Annotated in this window: 14 protein-coding genes; 8 read left to right on the plus strand and 6 right to left on the minus strand. The window is 56.4% G+C overall.

Features of this window, described 5'->3' with window-relative positions; genetic code table 11:
• Window positions 1-87: 87 nt before the first annotated feature.
• The 3 genes from dnaQ to DQN55_RS15635 all read right to left on the minus strand — a co-directional run bounded on the left by dnaQ (window position 88) and on the right by DQN55_RS15635 (window position 2144).
• Complete coding sequence (gene dnaQ / locus DQN55_RS15625; protein WP_048379405.1) at window positions 88-846, minus strand: DNA polymerase III subunit epsilon; 759 nt, start codon at window positions 844-846, stop codon at window positions 88-90.
• Window positions 839-1291, minus strand: a complete 453-nt coding sequence (gene rnhA / locus DQN55_RS15630) for a ribonuclease HI (protein ID WP_048379403.1) — start codon at window positions 1289-1291, stop codon at window positions 839-841. Before rnhA ends, dnaQ begins: the two co-directional genes overlap by 8 nt.
• A gap of 94 nt (window positions 1292-1385) precedes the next feature.
• Window positions 1386-2144 (minus strand): methyltransferase domain-containing protein, encoded by a 759-nt coding sequence (locus DQN55_RS15635; protein WP_048379401.1) that lies wholly within the window; start codon window positions 2142-2144, stop codon window positions 1386-1388.
• Between the two features lie 74 nt (window positions 2145-2218).
• Here DQN55_RS15635 and gloB point away from each other — a divergent pair, with 74 nt between their 5' ends.
• The 8 genes from gloB to fabI all read left to right on the plus strand — a co-directional run bounded on the left by gloB (window position 2219) and on the right by fabI (window position 12843).
• Window positions 2219-2998 (plus strand): hydroxyacylglutathione hydrolase, encoded by a 780-nt coding sequence (gloB, locus tag DQN55_RS15640; RefSeq protein ID WP_048379398.1) that lies wholly within the window; start codon window positions 2219-2221, stop codon window positions 2996-2998.
• Between the two features lie 99 nt (window positions 2999-3097).
• Window positions 3098-4498 carry a lytic transglycosylase domain-containing protein gene (locus DQN55_RS15645; RefSeq protein ID WP_048379396.1) on the plus strand — a complete coding sequence of 467 codons (1401 nt, stop codon included), beginning with the start codon at window positions 3098-3100 and terminating at the stop codon, window positions 4496-4498.
• Window positions 4499-4654: 156 nt separating this feature from the next.
• The gene (locus tag DQN55_RS15650; protein WP_048379394.1) at window positions 4655-6484 is read left to right on the plus strand and encodes an extracellular solute-binding protein; all 1830 of its coding nucleotides are present in this window, start codon (window positions 4655-4657) and stop codon (window positions 6482-6484) included.
• Entirely contained in the window at window positions 6481-8322 is a 1842-nt protein-coding gene (locus tag DQN55_RS15655) for an extracellular solute-binding protein (RefSeq protein ID WP_048379392.1), read from the plus strand. The genes DQN55_RS15650 and DQN55_RS15655 overlap by 4 nt, the downstream gene beginning before the upstream one ends.
• Window positions 8323-9396: a microcin C ABC transporter permease YejB gene (locus DQN55_RS15660; protein ID WP_048379390.1), complete on the plus strand. Its 1074-nt coding sequence runs from the start codon at window positions 8323-8325 to the stop codon at window positions 9394-9396. It abuts the gene before it with no gap.
• A 1-nt stretch (window position 9397) separates the two neighbouring features.
• Window positions 9398-10417, plus strand: coding sequence for an ABC transporter permease (locus DQN55_RS15665; RefSeq protein ID WP_048379388.1), 1020 nt, complete (start codon window positions 9398-9400; stop codon window positions 10415-10417).
• 1 nt (window position 10418) lies between these two features.
• Window positions 10419-12029 carry an ABC transporter ATP-binding protein gene (locus DQN55_RS15670; RefSeq protein ID WP_048379386.1) on the plus strand — a complete coding sequence of 537 codons (1611 nt, stop codon included), beginning with the start codon at window positions 10419-10421 and terminating at the stop codon, window positions 12027-12029.
• A 19-nt stretch (window positions 12030-12048) separates the two neighbouring features.
• The gene (fabI, locus tag DQN55_RS15675; RefSeq protein ID WP_048379384.1) at window positions 12049-12843 is read left to right on the plus strand and encodes an enoyl-ACP reductase FabI; all 795 of its coding nucleotides are present in this window, start codon (window positions 12049-12051) and stop codon (window positions 12841-12843) included.
• A gap of 156 nt (window positions 12844-12999) precedes the next feature.
• Here the strand turns inward: fabI and DQN55_RS15680 are convergent, their stop codons facing one another.
• The 3 genes from DQN55_RS15680 to lon all read right to left on the minus strand — a co-directional run bounded on the left by DQN55_RS15680 (window position 13000) and on the right by lon (window position 17919).
• Window positions 13000-14871 (minus strand): SurA N-terminal domain-containing protein, encoded by a 1872-nt coding sequence (locus DQN55_RS15680; RefSeq protein WP_048379381.1) that lies wholly within the window; start codon window positions 14869-14871, stop codon window positions 13000-13002.
• Between the two features lie 229 nt (window positions 14872-15100).
• Entirely contained in the window at window positions 15101-15373 is a 273-nt protein-coding gene (locus DQN55_RS15690) for an HU family DNA-binding protein (RefSeq protein WP_003183171.1), read from the minus strand.
• A 149-nt stretch (window positions 15374-15522) separates the two neighbouring features.
• Entirely contained in the window at window positions 15523-17919 is a 2397-nt protein-coding gene (gene lon, locus DQN55_RS15695; RefSeq protein ID WP_048379379.1) for an endopeptidase La, read from the minus strand.
• Between the last annotated feature and the right edge of the window lie 157 nt (window positions 17920-18076).

Here is an 18076-nt window from a genome sequence, read left to right on the forward strand (position 1 = left end):
GAAAAATCCTTATTTCCGGTCACGGATACCCCCTGAACGATGTCGGTTTACCGCCACAGGAACTAACAGTGGCGACAACAATCGCGGTTACTGCAACGTCTGTCCTTTGGCGTCGAGAAGCTGCGTCCACAGCGATGGACCACCCGCTGATTTTGCAATGGCGTCAAGTCGCGCCGCATGCTCGGTCAAGTCGCTTTCACTTGCACGAATAATCCGGCCTGGTTGACGATCAGCCGACAGACGGCGTATTTCAGTGGCCTGGTTGCCCGAACCTTCACCAGAACCATTGCCATCAGAGGCATTGCCTGCCAGTGACAGACTGGTCTGGCCGCCGGTCATGGTCAGGTAAACGTCTGCGAGAATCTCGGAGTCGAGCAAAGCGCCGTGCAGCTCACGGCCCGAGTTGTCCACACCGTAGCGTTTGCACAAGGCATCGAGGCTGTTGCGCTGCCCCGGGTGCCGCGCCCGAGCCATGGCCAGGGTATCGAGGATGCTGCAATGCTGCGTCAGGTCGGCCCGGTCTGTCTGCCCGATCAAGGCAAACTCGTTATTCAGAAAGCCCACGTCAAACGCAGCGTTATGAATGATCAGTTGCGCACCTTTGATGAAGTCAAAAAACTCATCGGCGACTTCTGCGAAACGGGGTTTGCCCACCAAAAACTCGTTGGTAATGCCGTGGACGCCAATCGCGCCCTCGTCACTTTCACGGTCCGGTTGCAGATAGACGTGAAAATGCCGCCCGGTCAGTCGGCGGCCCATCAACTCGACGCAACCGATCTCGATCACCCGGTGGCCATCGGTGACCGGCATACCGGTGGTTTCAGTATCGAGTACAACACTACGCATGCTTGAGGCCCCTCATTTCATCCACGCCGCGATTGGCCAGCTGGTCGGCACGCTCGTTACCGTGATGACCAATGTGGCCGCGAACCCACTGCCACTTCACGGTGTGGCGGTTGACCTGCTCATCGAGTAACTTCCACAGATCGGCATTCTTTACCGGTTCTTTGGCAGCGGTTTTCCAGCCGCGCTTTTTCCAGTTGACCATCCATTCGGTGATGCCCTTCATCACGTACTGTGAATCGGTCACCAGCAGCACTTCGCAGGGGCGCTTGAGCTCTTCGAGGCCGCGAATCGCTGCCATCAGTTCCATGCGGTTGTTGGTCGTATCGGGTTCGCCGCCCCAGAGTTCTTTCTCTACACCCTGGCAAACCAGCAAGGCTCCCCAACCGCCCGGGCCCGGGTTTCCCTTGCAGGCACCATCGGTGAACATCTCAACGCTATCGGTCATTACAAACTATCCAAAAAGGGTATTGTGGCCTGCCAATAATCATCAGCAGCACCAGAGGCCGGACTGATCCGGCCCTGAATTGATCAGGAGTGGCTCAAGAATCACTATGGCGCCGATTGAGCTTGGCCATCGGCAATGGGATCAGCTTGCCCATCGGTTCGCGACGCGACGGATTGACAGGCCGCAAGCCCACCACCATTTTGCGGGCGACCAGTATATAGAAGCCGCCACCGGCCAATTGCCAGCTGCTCGCCCTGCGTTCCCAGCCGGCCAAACGGCTCTGCCAGGCAACTGAGGCCAGCGGCGGACGATAGCACCCGAAGCGGCGTTTCTCCAGCGCGAAGCCCAGCAGATTCAACCAGTCGGCGACGCGCGAAGGCGGAATACAACGTGCCTGGCGCAGTGCGTCCTTGGCAAAAGCATGCTTAAGCCCCCAACTGCTCCACGGGTTGATGCCGACAATCAACAAGTGCCCGCCCGGGCGCACACTGCTGGCCGCTTCACGCAGCAAACCATGGGGTGACAGGCAGAAATCCAGACCGTGCTGCAACACCACCACATCGGCAGCATGCTCGCATAAAGGCCAGGCCTGCTCTTCACAGATGATTTCGACGCCTGGCAAAGGCGCCCCGAGCCGTACATTGCGCTGCACCTGAGGGGCCTTTGGCGGAGTGTCGGCGCCAGGGCCGTAATGCACCAGGTAACCACCGAAATAGCGTCCAAGCTCGTCCTCGAGTACGCGCTGTTCCTCTGCAAGCAACAGCTGTCCATGGGGACCCGACAGCCATTCGCGGGCCGAACTGATCAGCGCCAGCCACTCAGGATCAGCCTGAGCCAATGCTTTATCGGTCATTGCTCCCTCCAACTCGCCATCCACCTATCACACGCTCTAAGATGCGCCATTGTTTCGTACTTGGGAATTGCACCATGTTACAGATCGACGCCCTGCCCGCCTTTAGTGACAACTACATCTGGTTGTTACAGGACACCCTCCACAAGCGCTGCGCCGTGGTCGATCCGGGTGATGCCGCGCCGGTTCTGGCCTGGCTGGACCTGCACCCGGACTGGGTACTGAGCGACATTCTGGTTACCCACCATCACTTCGATCATGTCGGCGGTGTCGAACAACTGCATAAACACACTAACGCGAAGGTCTGGGGTCCGGCACAGGAGAACATCCCGGCCCGACAAGTGGCGCTCGGCGACAATGACCGCATTGAAGTACTGGGCCTGGCGTTCGAGGTATTCCTCGTCCCCGGTCACACCCTCGGGCACATTGCCTACTATCACGCTGACGCAACGGCACCGTTGCTGTTTTGTGGTGACACGCTGTTCGCCGCTGGCTGCGGACGGCTATTCGAAGGAACGCCCGAGCAGATGCACCACTCGCTGAGCCGTCTGGCGGCACTCCCCGGCAACACCGGCGTGTATTGCACCCATGAGTACACCTTGAGCAATTTGCGCTTTGCCCAGGCGGTAGAACCCAACAACCCCGAAGTTGCCATGCGCATGGCCCAAGTGACGCAATGGCGCGCCGAGGGACGCATCAGTTTGCCATCAACCATGGCCCTCGAATTGCGTACCAACCCCTTCCTGAGAGTCGGTGAAACATCCGTTAAAGAAAAAGCTGACGAGTGGAACAAGCTCGACAATACGTCGCCCTGCTCGGTCTTTGCCAGCCTGCGCAGCTGGAAAGATAAGTTCTAATCAGGGTCGCGGTTGGCACAAAAATTCTGAACGGTTGACCGCGCCCCATGTGCTTTCTAGAATCCCCCGACATTTTTGCCCGGAACTAACTTCCAGCCAATGTCGTCATCCATACGTAAATCCATCAATTCAGACGCATTGACGCGCTTGGTTAAAGCCATCGCGCTGGCTGTTTCCGCGACGCTCGCGGGCTGCCAAAGCATCGATCATTCGGCACAAACAGCCGAAAGGCCCAGCCTCAAACTGACCAAGCGTATCCCGCAGGAGCCGATCTGGCTCAGCGAGAAACCTGGCCCCGCGGCCCCACAGGATGTGTGGGAACGGATGCGCCAGGGCTTCAAGTTGCAGGACGGCCAGAACGTCAATCCGCGTATTGAACAGCAGCGCCTGTGGTTCGCAAGCAATCCCTCGTTCCTCGAGAACGCCGGCGAGCGCGGCAGTCTGTACATCCACTATATTGTTGAGCGCCTCGAGGAACGCAACATGCCGCTGGAACTGGCGCTGTTGCCAGCCATCGAAAGCGCCTACAACCCAATGGCGTATTCCCACGCCAATGCGGTAGGGCTCTGGCAGTTCATTCCATCTACCGGCCGTTATTTCAACTTGCGCCAGACCCGCGCCTACGACGGCCGCCGTGACATTACGGCTTCGACCCTGGCCGCCTTGAATTACCTGAACCGTCTGCACGACATGTTCAACGGTGACTGGTTGCTGGCCCTGGCCGCCTACAATGCGGGTGAAGGCACGGTCAGCCGAGCCATAGAGCGCAACGAAAAGCTCGGTCTGCCCACCGATTACTGGAACCTGCCATTGCCGCAGGAAACCAAGGACTACGTCCCCAAACTGCTGGCCCTGTCCCAAGTGGTTCTGGCCCCTGAAGCCTATGGCATCAATCTCAACCCGATTGCCAACGAACCCTACTTCGAAATGGTCGAGATCAAACAGTCCATGGATCTGTCACGCGTGGCAGCGCTGGCTGAGATCGACGAAGACGAGATGTTCCAGCTGAACCCTGCGTACAAGCAACGAGCCACTATCGATGGCCCGCAGCACTTGCTGGTACCCACCTCCAAGGCGCAATTGCTGACCGCCAACCTGTCCAGCCTGAAACCCGAAGAGCTGATCAGCCTGCGTCCGAAAAAACCGGTCTTCGACAACCTGGCAAGCAAGCAACCGGCCCGGCTCAATCGCAAGTACCGTGTCAAAAGTGGCGATAACCTGACGCTCATTGCCAAGAACAACAAGGTCAATGTCAAGGATCTGCAACGCTGGAACCAGCTCACCGGCAAAAACCTCAAGGTCGGTCAAACGCTGGTCATGCAAGACACGCGCAAGGCAACCGTCAAAACAGCCACGAAGTACAAGGTGAAAAAAGGTGACTCGCTGTACATCGTCGCCAAGCGTTTCAACGTCGAAATGCAGCATCTCAAACGCTGGAACCCAAACAGCGCCAAAGCCCTCAAGCCCGGGCAAGTGCTGACTGTGTCCAAACCGCGCTAAGCACAACACTCGCGGATCTACGGGCGAGCTGAATCTTACATACATGTAGGAAGCAGCTTGCCCGTAGTGCTTTCCAGCACGGCCTTTTTCCTACAGATACAAGCTGTTACTGTACGAAGACCAAAAGCCCAATGCCTGGATCGGATCTCTGACTTGATGCGTCCCCTCCTTCCGCTATTCATCAGCCTGGCCTTGAGCTTCCCCGCAAGCGCAAACCTCAGCGAAAGCCATGGTTACGCGCAATTTGGAACCCTCAAATACCCGGCCACATTCACCCATTTTGACTGGGTAAACCCTTCCGCGCCCAAAGGCGGGACGCTGAAGGTCATGGCATTCGGCACATTCGATACGCTCAACCCCTACACATTCAAGGGCTCGAGCCCTGTCTCAACCCCAAACTTCTTGCAATATGGGGTCAATGAACTCAACGAAACCCTGATGGCGGGTACAGGCCAATATGCACCTTCCGGAGACGAGCCAACTTCAAGCTATGGCTTGATCGCGCAATCGGTCGAGTACAATGAAAGCCGTAGCTGGGTGGTGTTCAACCTGCGTCCCGAAGCACGCTTCCACGATGGTGCCCCCATCACCGCCTATGATGTGGCGTTTTCTTACAACCTGTTGCGCAAAGAAGGCCATCCGCAATACAGAACCCATCTTCAGGAAGTCCAACGGGTCGATATCCTGGGGCCCAAGCGCATTCGCTTCGTGTTCAACCGCGGCGGCAATCCCTTGCTGATCCTGCGCCTGGGCGAACTGCCGGTATTGCCTCAGCATTACTGGGCCAAACGCGACTTTAAAGCCACGACCTTTGAGCCGCCGCTGGGTAGCGGTCCTTATCGCATCACCAAGGTCACTCCGGGCCGGCAACTGGTCTTTGAGCGCGTTAAACAGTGGTGGGGGGCCAACCTGCCGGTCAATCGCGGCAAATACAACTTTGACCGGGTTCAGGTGGAGTTCTACCGCGACAGCGATGTCGCATTTGAAGCATTCAAGGCCGGGGAGTTCGACATCTACATCGAGCACCAGGCCAAAAACTGGGCCAATGGCTACAATTTCCCGGCTGCGCGTCGGGGCGATGTGGTCAAGGCAGAGATCACGCACCAGATCCCGACGCAAACCCAGGGGCTGTTCATGAACAGCCGGCGCGCCACCTTCAACCAGGCCCGAGTGCGTGAAGCGCTGGGTCTGATGTTTGACTTTGAGTGGACCAATCGCACGCTGTTCAACAGCGCCTATCAGCGCGCCCTCAGCTATTACCCCAACAGTGAGTTCTCGGCCCACGGCATTCCCGTAGGGCATGAATGGCTGATGCTCTCTCCCTGGCGCAGCCAGCTGCCACCTGAACTATTCAGTCAGGCCTTTACCCTGCCGCAAACCGACGGCAGAGGCATCCCGCGCGCCACCTTGCGCCGCGCGCTGGGGTTATTGGAACAAGGTGGATGGAAACTCTCAGGGCAGCGTCTGCTCAATCGTGAAGGCCAGCCGCTCAAATTCGAAATATTGCTGGTAAACCCCAATCTTGAGCGCATCCTGCAGCCCTATGTGGAGAACCTGGCCAGTATCGGGATTGAAACCCGACTGCGTACCGTGGACCGCGCTCAATACAAGCAACGGCTGGACCAGTTCGATTTCGACATGATCCTGATGACGCTCAACCAGACCCTGAGCCCGGGCCTTGAGCAATGGCAGTACTTCCACTCCAGCCAGGTCAACGTCAAGGGCAGCAAGAACTATGCAGGCGTCTCTGATCCGATAGTCGATCAACTCCTTGAGCGATTGCTGGCGGCACGGACCCGCGAAGAACAATTGGCGGCAGGGCGGGCGCTGGATCGCGTCCTGCTCTGGCAGCACTACAGCATCCCCAACTGGTATCTGAATTATCACCGCCTGGCGTACCGCAACCGGTTCGCCTTCGTAACCACGCCGCCCTATACGCTAGGCCTGAGTGCGTGGTGGATAAAGCCTACGGAGAAAACCCAATGATGCCTCTGCGTACATTGTTAAAACCGCTCTGTGGCCTGTTGCTGTCCAGCCTGGCCTGCATGGCGCTAGCGGCTCCGCAACATGCACTGACGCTGTATGACGAACCGCCGAAATACCCGGCCAACTTCAAGCATGTCGACTACGTGAATCCGGACGCCCCCAAAGGCGGCACGTTCCGCAAGTCGGATTTCGGCAGTTTTGACAGCCTGAACCCCTTTATCAACAAGGGCGTTCCGGCGGCGGATATCGACCTGACTTTCGACACCCTCACCCGCCAGAGCCTTGATGAGCCCTTCACCGCGTATGGCCTGATCGCCGAGAAGATTGAAAAAGCCCCGGACAACAGCTGGGTGCGTTTTTACCTGCGCCCTGAAGCCCACTTCAACGATGGGCACCCTATCCGTGCCGAAGACGTGGTGTTCAGTTTCAACACCCTGATGACCAATGGTTCGCCACTGTTCAAGGGCTATTACAGCGACGTCGACCAGGCCATCGCAGAAAGCCCGCTGCAAGTGAAGTTCACGTTCAAACACAACAAAAACCGCGAGCTGCCGCTGATCCTCGGCCAGCTTCCGGTGCTGCCCAAACACTGGTGGGAAACCCGTGAATTCGACAAAAGCAACCTGGAAATTCCTGTAGGGAGCGGTCCTTACAAGGTTGCAGAGATCAACCCCGGGCGTTCGATCCGCTATGAGCGCGACACCCACTACTGGGGCAAGGATCTGCCCATCAACAAGGGGCTGTTCAACTTTGATGCGATCACAGTCGATTACTTCCGTGACAACACCGTTGCACTGGAAGCACTCAAAGCCGGTCAGTTCGATTATTGGTTCGAGATCAGCGCCAAAAACTGGGCCAGCGCTTACAACGTCCCGGCGGTGAATCAGGGCCGCTTGAAGAAAGAAGAAATCCGCAACGGCAACCCGACAGGCATGCAGGGTTTCGTGTTTAACCTGCGCAAACCAATGTTTCAGGATGTACGTGTGCGGGAGGCGCTCAGCCTGCTGTTCGACTTTGAATGGACCAACAAACAATTATTCAGCGGCGCCTACGCGCGTACCGGCAGTTATTTTGAAAACTCGGAGATGGCCGCCAAGGCACCTCCCACAGAAGCAGAGCTGGCCATTCTGGAGCCTCTGCGCGGACAGATCCCCGACAAGGTCTTTACCGAAACCTTCGAGCCCAGCGTCACCGATGCCAGCGGCATGATTCGCGACCATCAGCGTCGCGCCTGGAAACTGCTGCAGGACGCGGGCTGGCGCATCGTCGACGACAAAATGGTGGATGCCCAGGGCAAGCCGGTCCAAATCGAGTTTCTGCTGGCACAAACCGAGTTCGAACGGATCCTGCTTCCCTACAAGCGCAACCTCAGCGACCTGGGAATCGACTTGCAGATCCGCCGGGTCGACGTCTCCCAATACCTGAACCGCCTTCGCTCGCGGGACTACGACATGATCGTCGGCAGTTTCCCGCAGTCCAACTCACCTGGCAGCGAACAGCGCGACTATTGGGAATCGCTGAGTATCGATAAACCCGGGAGCCGCAATTTCATAGGTCTCAAGGACCCGGCCATTGATCAACTGACCGAAGGTTTGATCCACGCCGAATCGCGACAAAGCCTGATCAATCATGCCCGGGCGCTGGATCGCGTCTTGCAGTGGGGCTTCTACGTGGTACCCAACTGGCATATCAAAACCTGGCGTATCGCGTATTGGGATCACATCGCTCACCCATCGGTCACTCCGCTGTACGACATCGGCACCAACACCTGGTGGATAAAACCAGATGCGAAACCTGCCGCGCCGACTGACACCCCAAGTCCGAGCCAGGAGCATTAAATGCTGGCCTATATATTCAGGCGACTGCTGCTGATCATTCCGACGCTTTTCGGGATCCTCCTGATTAACTTCATTATCATTCAAGCGGCGCCTGGCGGCCCAGTGGAACAGATGATCGCCAAGCTCGAAGGCTTCGACGGAGCAACCAGCCGCATCGCAGGCGGCGGCTCTGAAGTCTCGGTGGCCGGCTCCAATTATCGGGGAGCGCAAGGGCTCGACCCGGAGCTGATTCACGAAATCGAAAAAATGTACGGCTTCGACAAATCAGCCCCCGAACGACTGTGGATCATGATCAAGAACTACGCCCGACTGGACTTCGGCGAGAGTTTCTTCCGCGATGCAAAAGTCATCGACCTGATCAAGGAAAAGATGCCGGTGTCCATCTCCCTGGGACTGTGGAGCACCCTGATCATGTACCTGGTCTCGATTCCTCTGGGCATCGCCAAGGCAACACGACACGGCAGCCCTTTTGATGTCTGGACCAGCTCGGCGATCATCGTGGGGTATGCCATTCCAGCGTTCCTGTTCGCCATCCTGCTGATCGTGGTGTTTGCCGGCGGCAGTTATTTCGACTGGTTCCCGTTACGCGGCCTGACCTCCAACAACTTCGACGAGCTCAGCTGGAGCGGCAAGATCCTCGATTACTTCTGGCACCTGGTGCTGCCCGTGACCGCGCTGGTTATCGGCAACTTTGCGACCATGACCTTGCTCACCAAAAACAGCTTCCTGGACGAGATCAACAAGCAGTATGTGGTCACCGCCAAAGCCAAAGGACTCAGTAACAACCGCGTGCTCTACGGCCATGTTTTCCGCAACGCCATGCTGCTGGTCATCGCCGGCTTCCCGTCGGCTTTCATCGGCATTTTCTTTACCGGCTCATTGCTGGTCGAGGTCATATTCTCGCTGGACGGTTTAGGGCTGATGAGCTTCGAGGCCGCAATCAACCGTGATTATCCCGTGGTCTTTGGCACCCTGTTTATCTTCACGCTGCTCGGGTTGTTGGTGAAACTGATCGGTGATCTCTCATACACCCTGGTTGACCCGCGCATCGACTTTGAAAGCAGGGAGCATTGAGATGAAGCTATCGCCTCTGAATCGAAGACGCTTCGAGCGCTTCAAGCAAAACAAGCGTGGCTGGTGGTCACTGTGGATCTTTCTGGTGCTGTTCGGACTAAGCCTGGGGGCTGAGTTGATCGCCAACGATAAGCCACTGGTCATCCATTACGACGGCGACTGGTATTTTCCCGCCCTCAAGCGCTACCCCGAGACAGATTTTGGCGGCGAGTTCCCCCTCGAAGCCAACTACAAAAGTCCGTATATCCGTGAATTGCTGGCCAAAAAAGATGCCCTGGTCATTTGGCCGCCCATCCCCTACAGCTACCAGAGCATCAACTACGACCTGAAAGTGCCCGCCCCCGCACCGCCTTCGGCGGAAAACTGGCTGGGGACCGATGATCAGGGGCGCGATGTTCTGGCCCGGGTCATCTACGGCTTCAGGATCTCGGTGCTGTTCGCGCTGACCCTGACCCTCCTGAGCTCGGTCATTGGCGTCATTGCTGGCGCGCTCCAGGGTTTTTATGGCGGCTGGGTCGATCTTGTCGGCCAGCGCTTTCTTGAGATCTGGTCAGGCTTGCCCGTGCTTTACCTGCTGATCATTCTGGCCAGCTTTGTCCAGCCCAACTTTTGGTGGCTGCTGGGGATCATGCTGCTGTTCTCGTGGATGAGCCTCGTAGACGTGGTGCGGGCCGAGTTCCTGCGTGGGCGCAACCTGGAATATGTGCGGGCTGCCCGCGCCCTGGGCATGCAAAACATGGCGATCATGTACCGCCACATTTTGCCCAACGCCATGGTTTCAACCATGACCTTCATGCCGTTTATTTTGACCGGGGCGATCGGCACGCTCACGGCCCTCGACTTTTTGGGTTTCGGTCTACCGCCGGGTGCGCCCTCGCTGGGTGAGCTGGTCGCCCAGGGTAAATCCAACCTGCAAGCGCCCTGGCTGGGGATGAGCGCCTTCGCGGTGCTGGCGATAATGCTTAGCCTGCTGGTATTTATCGGTGAGTCCGCTCGCGATGCCTTCGACCCGAGGAAATGAGATGACGCAGGACAACCTGATCGAAGTGCGCGATCTCTCTGTTGAGTTTGCAGGCGATGGAAAACCGCAGCGCGTGGTGCAAGGCATCAGTTTTGATATCAAGCGCGGGGAAACGCTCGCGCTGGTTGGCGAAAGCGGCTCGGGTAAATCGGTCACCGCACACTCTATCCTGAGATTGCTGCCCTACCCCATCGCCCGCCATCCGAGCGGCAGCATCCTGTATTCGGGACACGACCTGCTGACCCTGAACGAGAAAAAACTGCGGCATATTCGTGGCAACCGGATTGCGATGATTTTTCAAGAACCCATGACCTCACTGAACCCCTTGCACTGCATTGAGAAGCAAATCAATGAAGTTCTCGGGATTCACAAAGGGCTCACGGGCAAGGCGGCCACACGCCGCACCCTGGAGCTTCTCGAGCTGGTCGGCATACCGGAACCTGCAAAACGTCTCAAGGCATTGCCACACGAGCTCTCAGGCGGCCAGAGACAGCGAGTCATGATCGCCATGGCCCTGGCCAACGAACCTGAGCTGTTGATTGCCGACGAACCGACCACGGCGCTGGACGTAACGGTCCAGCTGAAAATTCTCGATTTATTGAAAGATCTGCAAGCCCGGCTGGGCATGTCATTGCTACTGATCAGTCACGATTTGAACCTTGTTCGACGAATTGCCCACCGAGTATGTGTCATGCAGCGCGGTTGCATCGTCGAACAAGCATCGTGCGAACAGTTGTTCCGTTCGCCGCAACATCCCTACACGCGGGAACTGCTCAGTGCAGAGCCCAGTGGAGGCCCCGCCAGCACTGTTGCCGGGCCACCCTTGCTGGACGTCGAGGACTTGAAAGTCTGGTTCCCGATCAAAAAAGGGCTGTTGCGCAAGACGGTCGACCATGTGAAGGCCGTCGACGGCATCAACTTCAGCCTTCCACGTGGGCAAACCTTGGGTATCGTGGGAGAAAGCGGCTCAGGAAAATCGACCCTGGGCCTGGCAATTTTGCGCTTGATTGCCAGCAAGGGCTCGATCCGTTTTGGAGACAAACGATTAGACTGTTTGTCGCAGCAAGAAGTCAGACCGCTGCGACGGGAAATGCAGGTGGTGTTCCAGGACCCTTTCGGCAGCCTCAGCCCACGCATGAGCGTGAGCGAGATTGTCGGTGAAGGCTTGCGTATTCACCGTATGGGCACCGCCCAGGAGCAAGAAACCGCTATTATTGAAGCCTTGCGAGAAGTAGGCCTGGATCCGGAAACCCGGCACCGCTACCCTCACGAGTTTTCAGGCGGACAACGGCAAAGAATCGCCATTGCCCGCGCATTGGTGTTAAAGCCGGCGTTGATTTTGCTGGACGAGCCAACGTCAGCGTTGGACCGGACCGTACAACGTCAGGTAGTCGAGCTGTTGCGCTCACTGCAAGCCAAGTACAACCTGACATATTTGTTTATCAGCCATGATCTGGCGGTAGTCAAAGCGCTGAGCCACCAATTGATGGTGGTCAAGCATGGCCAAGTGGTCGAACAGGGTGAAGCGCAAAATATCTTTGCCTCACCGCAACATCCATATACACAACAGCTGCTGGAAGCCGCCTTTTTGGCACCAGTGGCTGTCGATTAACCTGATAGAGGAACAACACATGGGTTTTCTCGCCGGTAAGCGCGTCCTGATCGTCGGTGTCGCTAGCAAATTGTCCATCGCTTCTGGCATTGCTGCCGCCATGCACCGTGAAGGCGCCGAACTTGCCTTCACTTATCAGAACGAAAAGCTTAAAGGCCGCGTTGAAGAGTTCGCTGCAGGTTGGGGCTCCAGCCCTGAACTGTGCTTCCCTTGCGACGTTGCCAGCGATGAAGAAATCGCCAAGGTTTTCGAAGAACTGAGCAAAAAGTGGGATGGCCTGGACTGCATCGTTCACTCTGTAGGCTTCGCTCCGGGCGACCAACTGGACGGTGACTTCACTGACGCCACCACCCGTGAAGGTTTCCGCATTGCTCACGACATCAGCGCCTACAGCTTCGTGGCCCTGGCCAAAGCTGGCCGCCCGATGATGAAAGGCCGCAACGGTAGCCTGCTGACCCTGTCCTACCTGGGCGCAGAGCGCACCATGCCTAACTACAACGTGATGGGCATGGCCAAGGCCAGCCTGGAAGCCGGTGTACGTTACCTGGCAGGCAGCCTGGGCCCTGAAGGCACACGCGTTAACTGCGTATCGGCAGGTCCGATCCGCACACTGGCAGCGTCCGGGATCAAGAACTTCCGCAAAATGCTGGCGGCCAACGAAGCACAAACGCCTCTGCGCCGTAACGTCACCATCGACGAAGTCGGCAATGCCGGCGCCTTCCTGTGCTCGGACCTGGCGTCTGGCATCAGCGGCGAAATCATGTACGTAGACGGCGGTTTCAACACCACCGCAATGGGCAACATCGAAGAGTAAGCACTTCGTCATCGTTACCCAATAACGCCCGGTGCATTGATTGCATCGGGCGTTTTTCGTTCTGATGCCCAAGGACTCCCCGCCGGGGCTACTTTACCGCCCATAAAAAATGGCCGCTCAATGAGCGGCCATTTTTAGTGAGGCTACGAAGAACGCTTAGTAGCGCTCGACCTTGGCCTCGTTTTCCAGCTGCTTGCGGTAGGCTGCAAAGTCTTGCTGGCCAGCACGCGAAGCGAGGAAGCGGCGATAGGACGCTTTCTCTTCTTCGGTGGGTTGCGCGGAATCGTTAACGCCATTCAAACGCAACACGACAACACTGCCATCGGCCAAGGTCACACTGCCAAACGTCGGCTTGTCCTTGGATTCAGGTCTGGCCATGCGGAACACGGCTTGCAGGACAGCAGGATCGATACCTTCCTGGCTCCGGGCAACCGCTTCTTGCGCCTTCCACGACTGACCATCGACCGGCTGATTCAACGGCAGCTTGCCATCGCGCAGTCCTTTGATGATGTCTTCAGCCCTGGTCTTGGCAGCAGCACTTGCATGCTCCTTGACCAGTTGCGCACTAATGCTCGAGGCAACGGCTTCCAGAGGCAACTGCTCAGGCTTGCGGTGCTCCTTGACGCGCAATACAACCACGGTCTCGGGATCGAGTTCGATGGCAGTGCTGTTCGCACCCTCATCCATCACTTCAGTGCTGAATGCAGCCTGGATCACAGCACGATTGGCCGTAATGCCATCACCACCCTCTCGACCAAATGGCTCAGAGGTATGCACAGTCAGCTTCAACTCCTGGGCAGGCTGGGCCAGATCCGATGCTTCAAAAGCCGAATCCTCAAGCTGCTTGGTCGCGTCAACGAAGCTGCGCTCAACCTGTTGAGTTTTCAGATCACGCGTCAGCTTGTCTTTCAAACTGGCGAAGCTCGGCACCTCAGGTGCTTCAACACCCAGCAGCTTGATCAGGTGATAACCGAAGCTGGTACGCACCGGTTCGGAAACCTGATCCTTGTTCAGAGCATAGAGCGCTGTTTCGAACACCGGATCATAGACACCCTGACCCGCGAAGCCCAGATCGCCGCCATTGGCAGCCGAACCCGGATCCTGGGAGAATTCCTTGGCCAATGCCTCGAAGCTTTCGCCCTTGGCCAATCGCTGCTGAATCTCGGCGATCTTCGTTTTGGCCTGCTCGTCGCTGACCTTGTCGTTGACTTCGATCAGAATGTGCGCAGCACGACGTTGTTCTGCCAGGTTGGCAATTTCTTTCTGATAAAGCGCTTGCAGCTCATCATCTTTGACAGCCACCTGATCAAAGAATGCCGACTTCTTCAATTCGATGTAGTCGATCACGACCTGATCCGGCGTCATGAACTCTTTGGCATGCTCGTCGTAGTAGGCCTTGATTTCGTCGTCGCTGAGTTTCACCGCGGCCGGGTCGGCCTTGATGTTCAGAGAAGCGAAATCACGGGTTTGCTTTTCAAGACGGGCAAATGCATTCACCTGCTCATCGGTCACAAAGCCGCTGCCGGCCAAACCGGCGCGTAGCTGACCGATCAGCATTTCCTGTCCCAGCATGTCGCGGAACTGCAGACGGCCGTAGCCCAGCTGACGAATCACCTGATCGAAACGCTCAGGGCTGAACTTGCCATCTTCCTGAAACTCAGGAGTCAGCAGAATCACTTGATCCAGTGCCGCCTCGGAGAAGGAGAACTTCGCTTCATTGGCGCCTTGCAGCAACAGCTTGCGATCGATCAACCCCTTGAGGGCCGCTTCGCGCAGCATCTTCTCATCCAGCAGAGAAGCGTCGAAATCCTTGCCCAACTGCTGCATCAACTGACGACGTTGCATGTCGACGGCCTGGCTCAGTTCGGTCTGAGTGATTTCTTCACCGTTTACCTTGGCGGCATCCTGGCTGGTAGAGGTGGCTTGGAAAATGGCATCGAAACCTGTCAACGCCATTAACGCGACGATGACTCCGATGATGGTCTTGGCAATCCAACCTTGTGAATTGTCCCTGATATTTTGCAGCATGCTTCCCCCAGAAACGGTCTTACGTAATGAACAACCGTGGAGCGTGGGTAGAGTCCGGATAGAAGAAAGGCGCATCCGAGGATGCGCCTTCTCGTAACTGGCGGAGCGGACCGGGCTCGAACCCGCGACCCCCGGCGTAACACGACGATGTCATCATCGACGGTACTACCGCTCCGCTGCCAAGCCTGGCGTGCGCCTGACCCGGTTGGGTAAAAGGTGTTACAGAAACTTAGTTAACCGCTTCTTTCAGTGCTTTGCCGGCTTTGAAACCAGGCTTTTTAGCAGCAGGAATTTCCAGCGTTTTACCGGTCTGTGGGTTACGACCAGTACGAGCAGGACGATCGGTTACAGAGAAAGTACCAAAGCCAACCAGTACCACAGAGTCGCCAGCCTTAAGAGCACCAGTGACGGATTCGATTACTGCGTCCAGTGCACGACCAGCTGCAGCTTTCGGGATATCAGCAGATGCAGCGATAGCATCAATCAGTTCCGACTTGTTCACTCTAAGTCCCCTTATATCTGTTTGAGTATGTTTCTAAAGTTTTTTTGGTGAAAGCAAAACGATTGCTGAAGCACTTATTGACACTTATAGAGCCGCTTTATAACAAGGGCTCTAAAAAGCGTCAAGAAAGCACATCAGGCAAATCCGTATTAATGCGTGCTAATTCTTTCCTTAGAGTCAGACTCTCGCTTGTCGTCCTTGGCAACAATCTCGGGAGCCACATCCGGCAAGGGCTCCGGCGCGTATTGCAGCGCAATTTGCAGGACCTCGTCAATCCATTTAACCGGTTTGATTTGAAGATCCTGTTTGATGTTGTCAGGAATTTCCTTCAGATCGCGAACATTCTCTTCAGGAATAATTACCGTCTTGATCCCACCGCGGTGAGCAGCCAATAACTTTTCCTTCAAGCCTCCGATCGCCAATACCTGGCCACGCAGAGTAATTTCACCGGTCATTGCAACATCTGCTCGCACAGGAATAAGTGTCAATGCAGAGACCAGTGCCGTGCACATGCCGACACCCGCACTTGGGCCATCCTTGGGCGTAGCGCCTTCCGGCATGTGGATGTGAATGTCTCGTTTCTCGTGGAAATCCAATGGGATACCGAGGCTCTTGGCGCGGCTTCGAACCACCGTCAAAGCTGCGGTAATCGACTCAAGCATCACGTCACCGAGCGAGCCGGTCTTGATCAACTGGCCCTTACCCGGCACAACGGCGGCTTCAATCGTCAGCAATTCGCCCCCCACCTGAGTCCAGGCCAACCCGGTCACTTGACCGATCTGGTCCTGCTGCTCGGCGAGGCCGTAGCTGAATTTTCTTACGCCCAGGAAGTGCTCCAGGAGCTCCGGAGTCACGGTCACCGTGAAGCGTTTTTCCATCGCATGCTCTTTGACCGCCTTGCGGCAAATCTTCGCGATCTGGCGCTCAAGGCCCCGCACACCGGCTTCACGCGTGTAATAACGAATGATGTCCCGAATCGCTTCGTTGTCGAATGCCAGCTCACCCTTCTTCAGGCCATTGGCCTCAATTTGCTTGGGTGCGAGGTATTTGACCGCGATATTGATTTTTTCGTCTTCGGTGTAGCCCGGCAGACGAATGACTTCCATCCGGTCCAGCAAGGCCGGCGGGATGTTCATCGAGTTGGAGGTGCACAGGAACATTACATCGGACAGGTCGTAGTCGACCTCCAGGTAATGGTCATTGAAGTTGTGGTTTTGTTCGGGATCCAGTACTTCGAGCAATGCAGAGGCCGGATCGCCACGCATATCGCTGCCCATTTTGTCGATTTCATCGAGCAGGAACAACGGGTTGCGAACGCCCACCTTTGTCATTTTTTGAATCAATCGACCTGGCATCGAACCGATGTAGGTGCGGCGATGACCACGAATTTCCGCCTCATCACGAACGCCACCCAAAGCCATGCGTACGAACTTGCGGTTCGTTGCGTGAGCAATGGATTCTGCCAGCGAGGTTTTACCCACACCAGGAGGTCCTACCAGACACAGAACCGGGCCACGAATTTTCTTCACGCGCTTCTGCACGGCGAGGTATTCGAGAATCCGCTCTTTGACTTCGTCCAGACCGTAGTGATCAGCGTCAAGGATGTCCTCTGCACGCTTCAGGTCAAGGCGTACCTTGCTCTGAGCCTTCCACGGCACCTGAACCAGCCAGTCGATGTAGGAGCGCACCACAGTGGCTTCTGCAGACATCGGAGACATTTGCTTGAGCTTGTTCAACTCGGCCTGGGCCTTGGCCATTGCATCCTTTGGCAAGCCCGCCGCATCGATACGCTTTTTCAGCTCTTCGATTTCGTTGTGACCTTCGTCACCATCGCCCAGCTCTTTCTGAATGGCCTTCATCTGCTCATTCAGGTAGTACTCGCGCTGGCTGCGCTCCATTTGCTTTTTGACACGGCCACGAATACGTTTTTCGACCTGCAACAGGTCAATCTCGGCATCCAGCAACGCCAGGACGTGCTCGACCCGGGTTTGCAGGTCAATGATTTCAAGAATTTCCTGCTTCTGTTCGATCTTGAGCGCCATGTGGGCAGCCATCGTATCGACCAGACGACTTGGCCCATCAATGCTGTTAAGCGAAGACAGAACCTCGGCCGGGACTTTTTTCCCCAGCTGCACATACTGCTCGAACTGCGAGAGCAGGCTGCGTACGAATACTTCGGACTCTCGTTCCGGTGCTGCCTCTTCATCGATCAAAGAGACTTCTGCACTCAGGTAACCATCCGCCTGGCCAAAATGCTCGACAGCACCACGCTGCTCGCCTTCGACCAGTACTTTAACGGTGCCATCCGGGAGCTTGAGCAACTGCAAGACCGTGGCGATAGTACCTACGCGATAAAGGGCATCTTCGCCCGGATCATCGTCCGCAGGATTTTTTTGAGCCAACAGCAGAATCTGCTTGTCGCCCGTCATCGCAGCCTCAAGGGCCTCGATTGATTTCTCGCGTCCCACGAACAGTGGGATCACCATGTGCGGATACACCACAACATCGCGCAATGGCAGGAGAGGCAATTCGATGGTTGTCTTCATGATTTCGCCTCTACGGCGGCCATAAGGCCGTAATCAGATGGATGTAAGCTTGAAGCCAAGATGGGGGCAGTCTCGAAAAAAAACAAGCATTGAACGACAGGAAAAACAAAGGGGCCCGAAGGCCCCTTCTTTAACACGCAGCGTGTAATACAAAGCA

Origin of the sequence: Pseudomonas taetrolens (assembly GCF_900475285.1) — a bacterium.
Taxonomy (GTDB): domain Bacteria; phylum Pseudomonadota; class Gammaproteobacteria; order Pseudomonadales; family Pseudomonadaceae; genus Aquipseudomonas; species Aquipseudomonas taetrolens.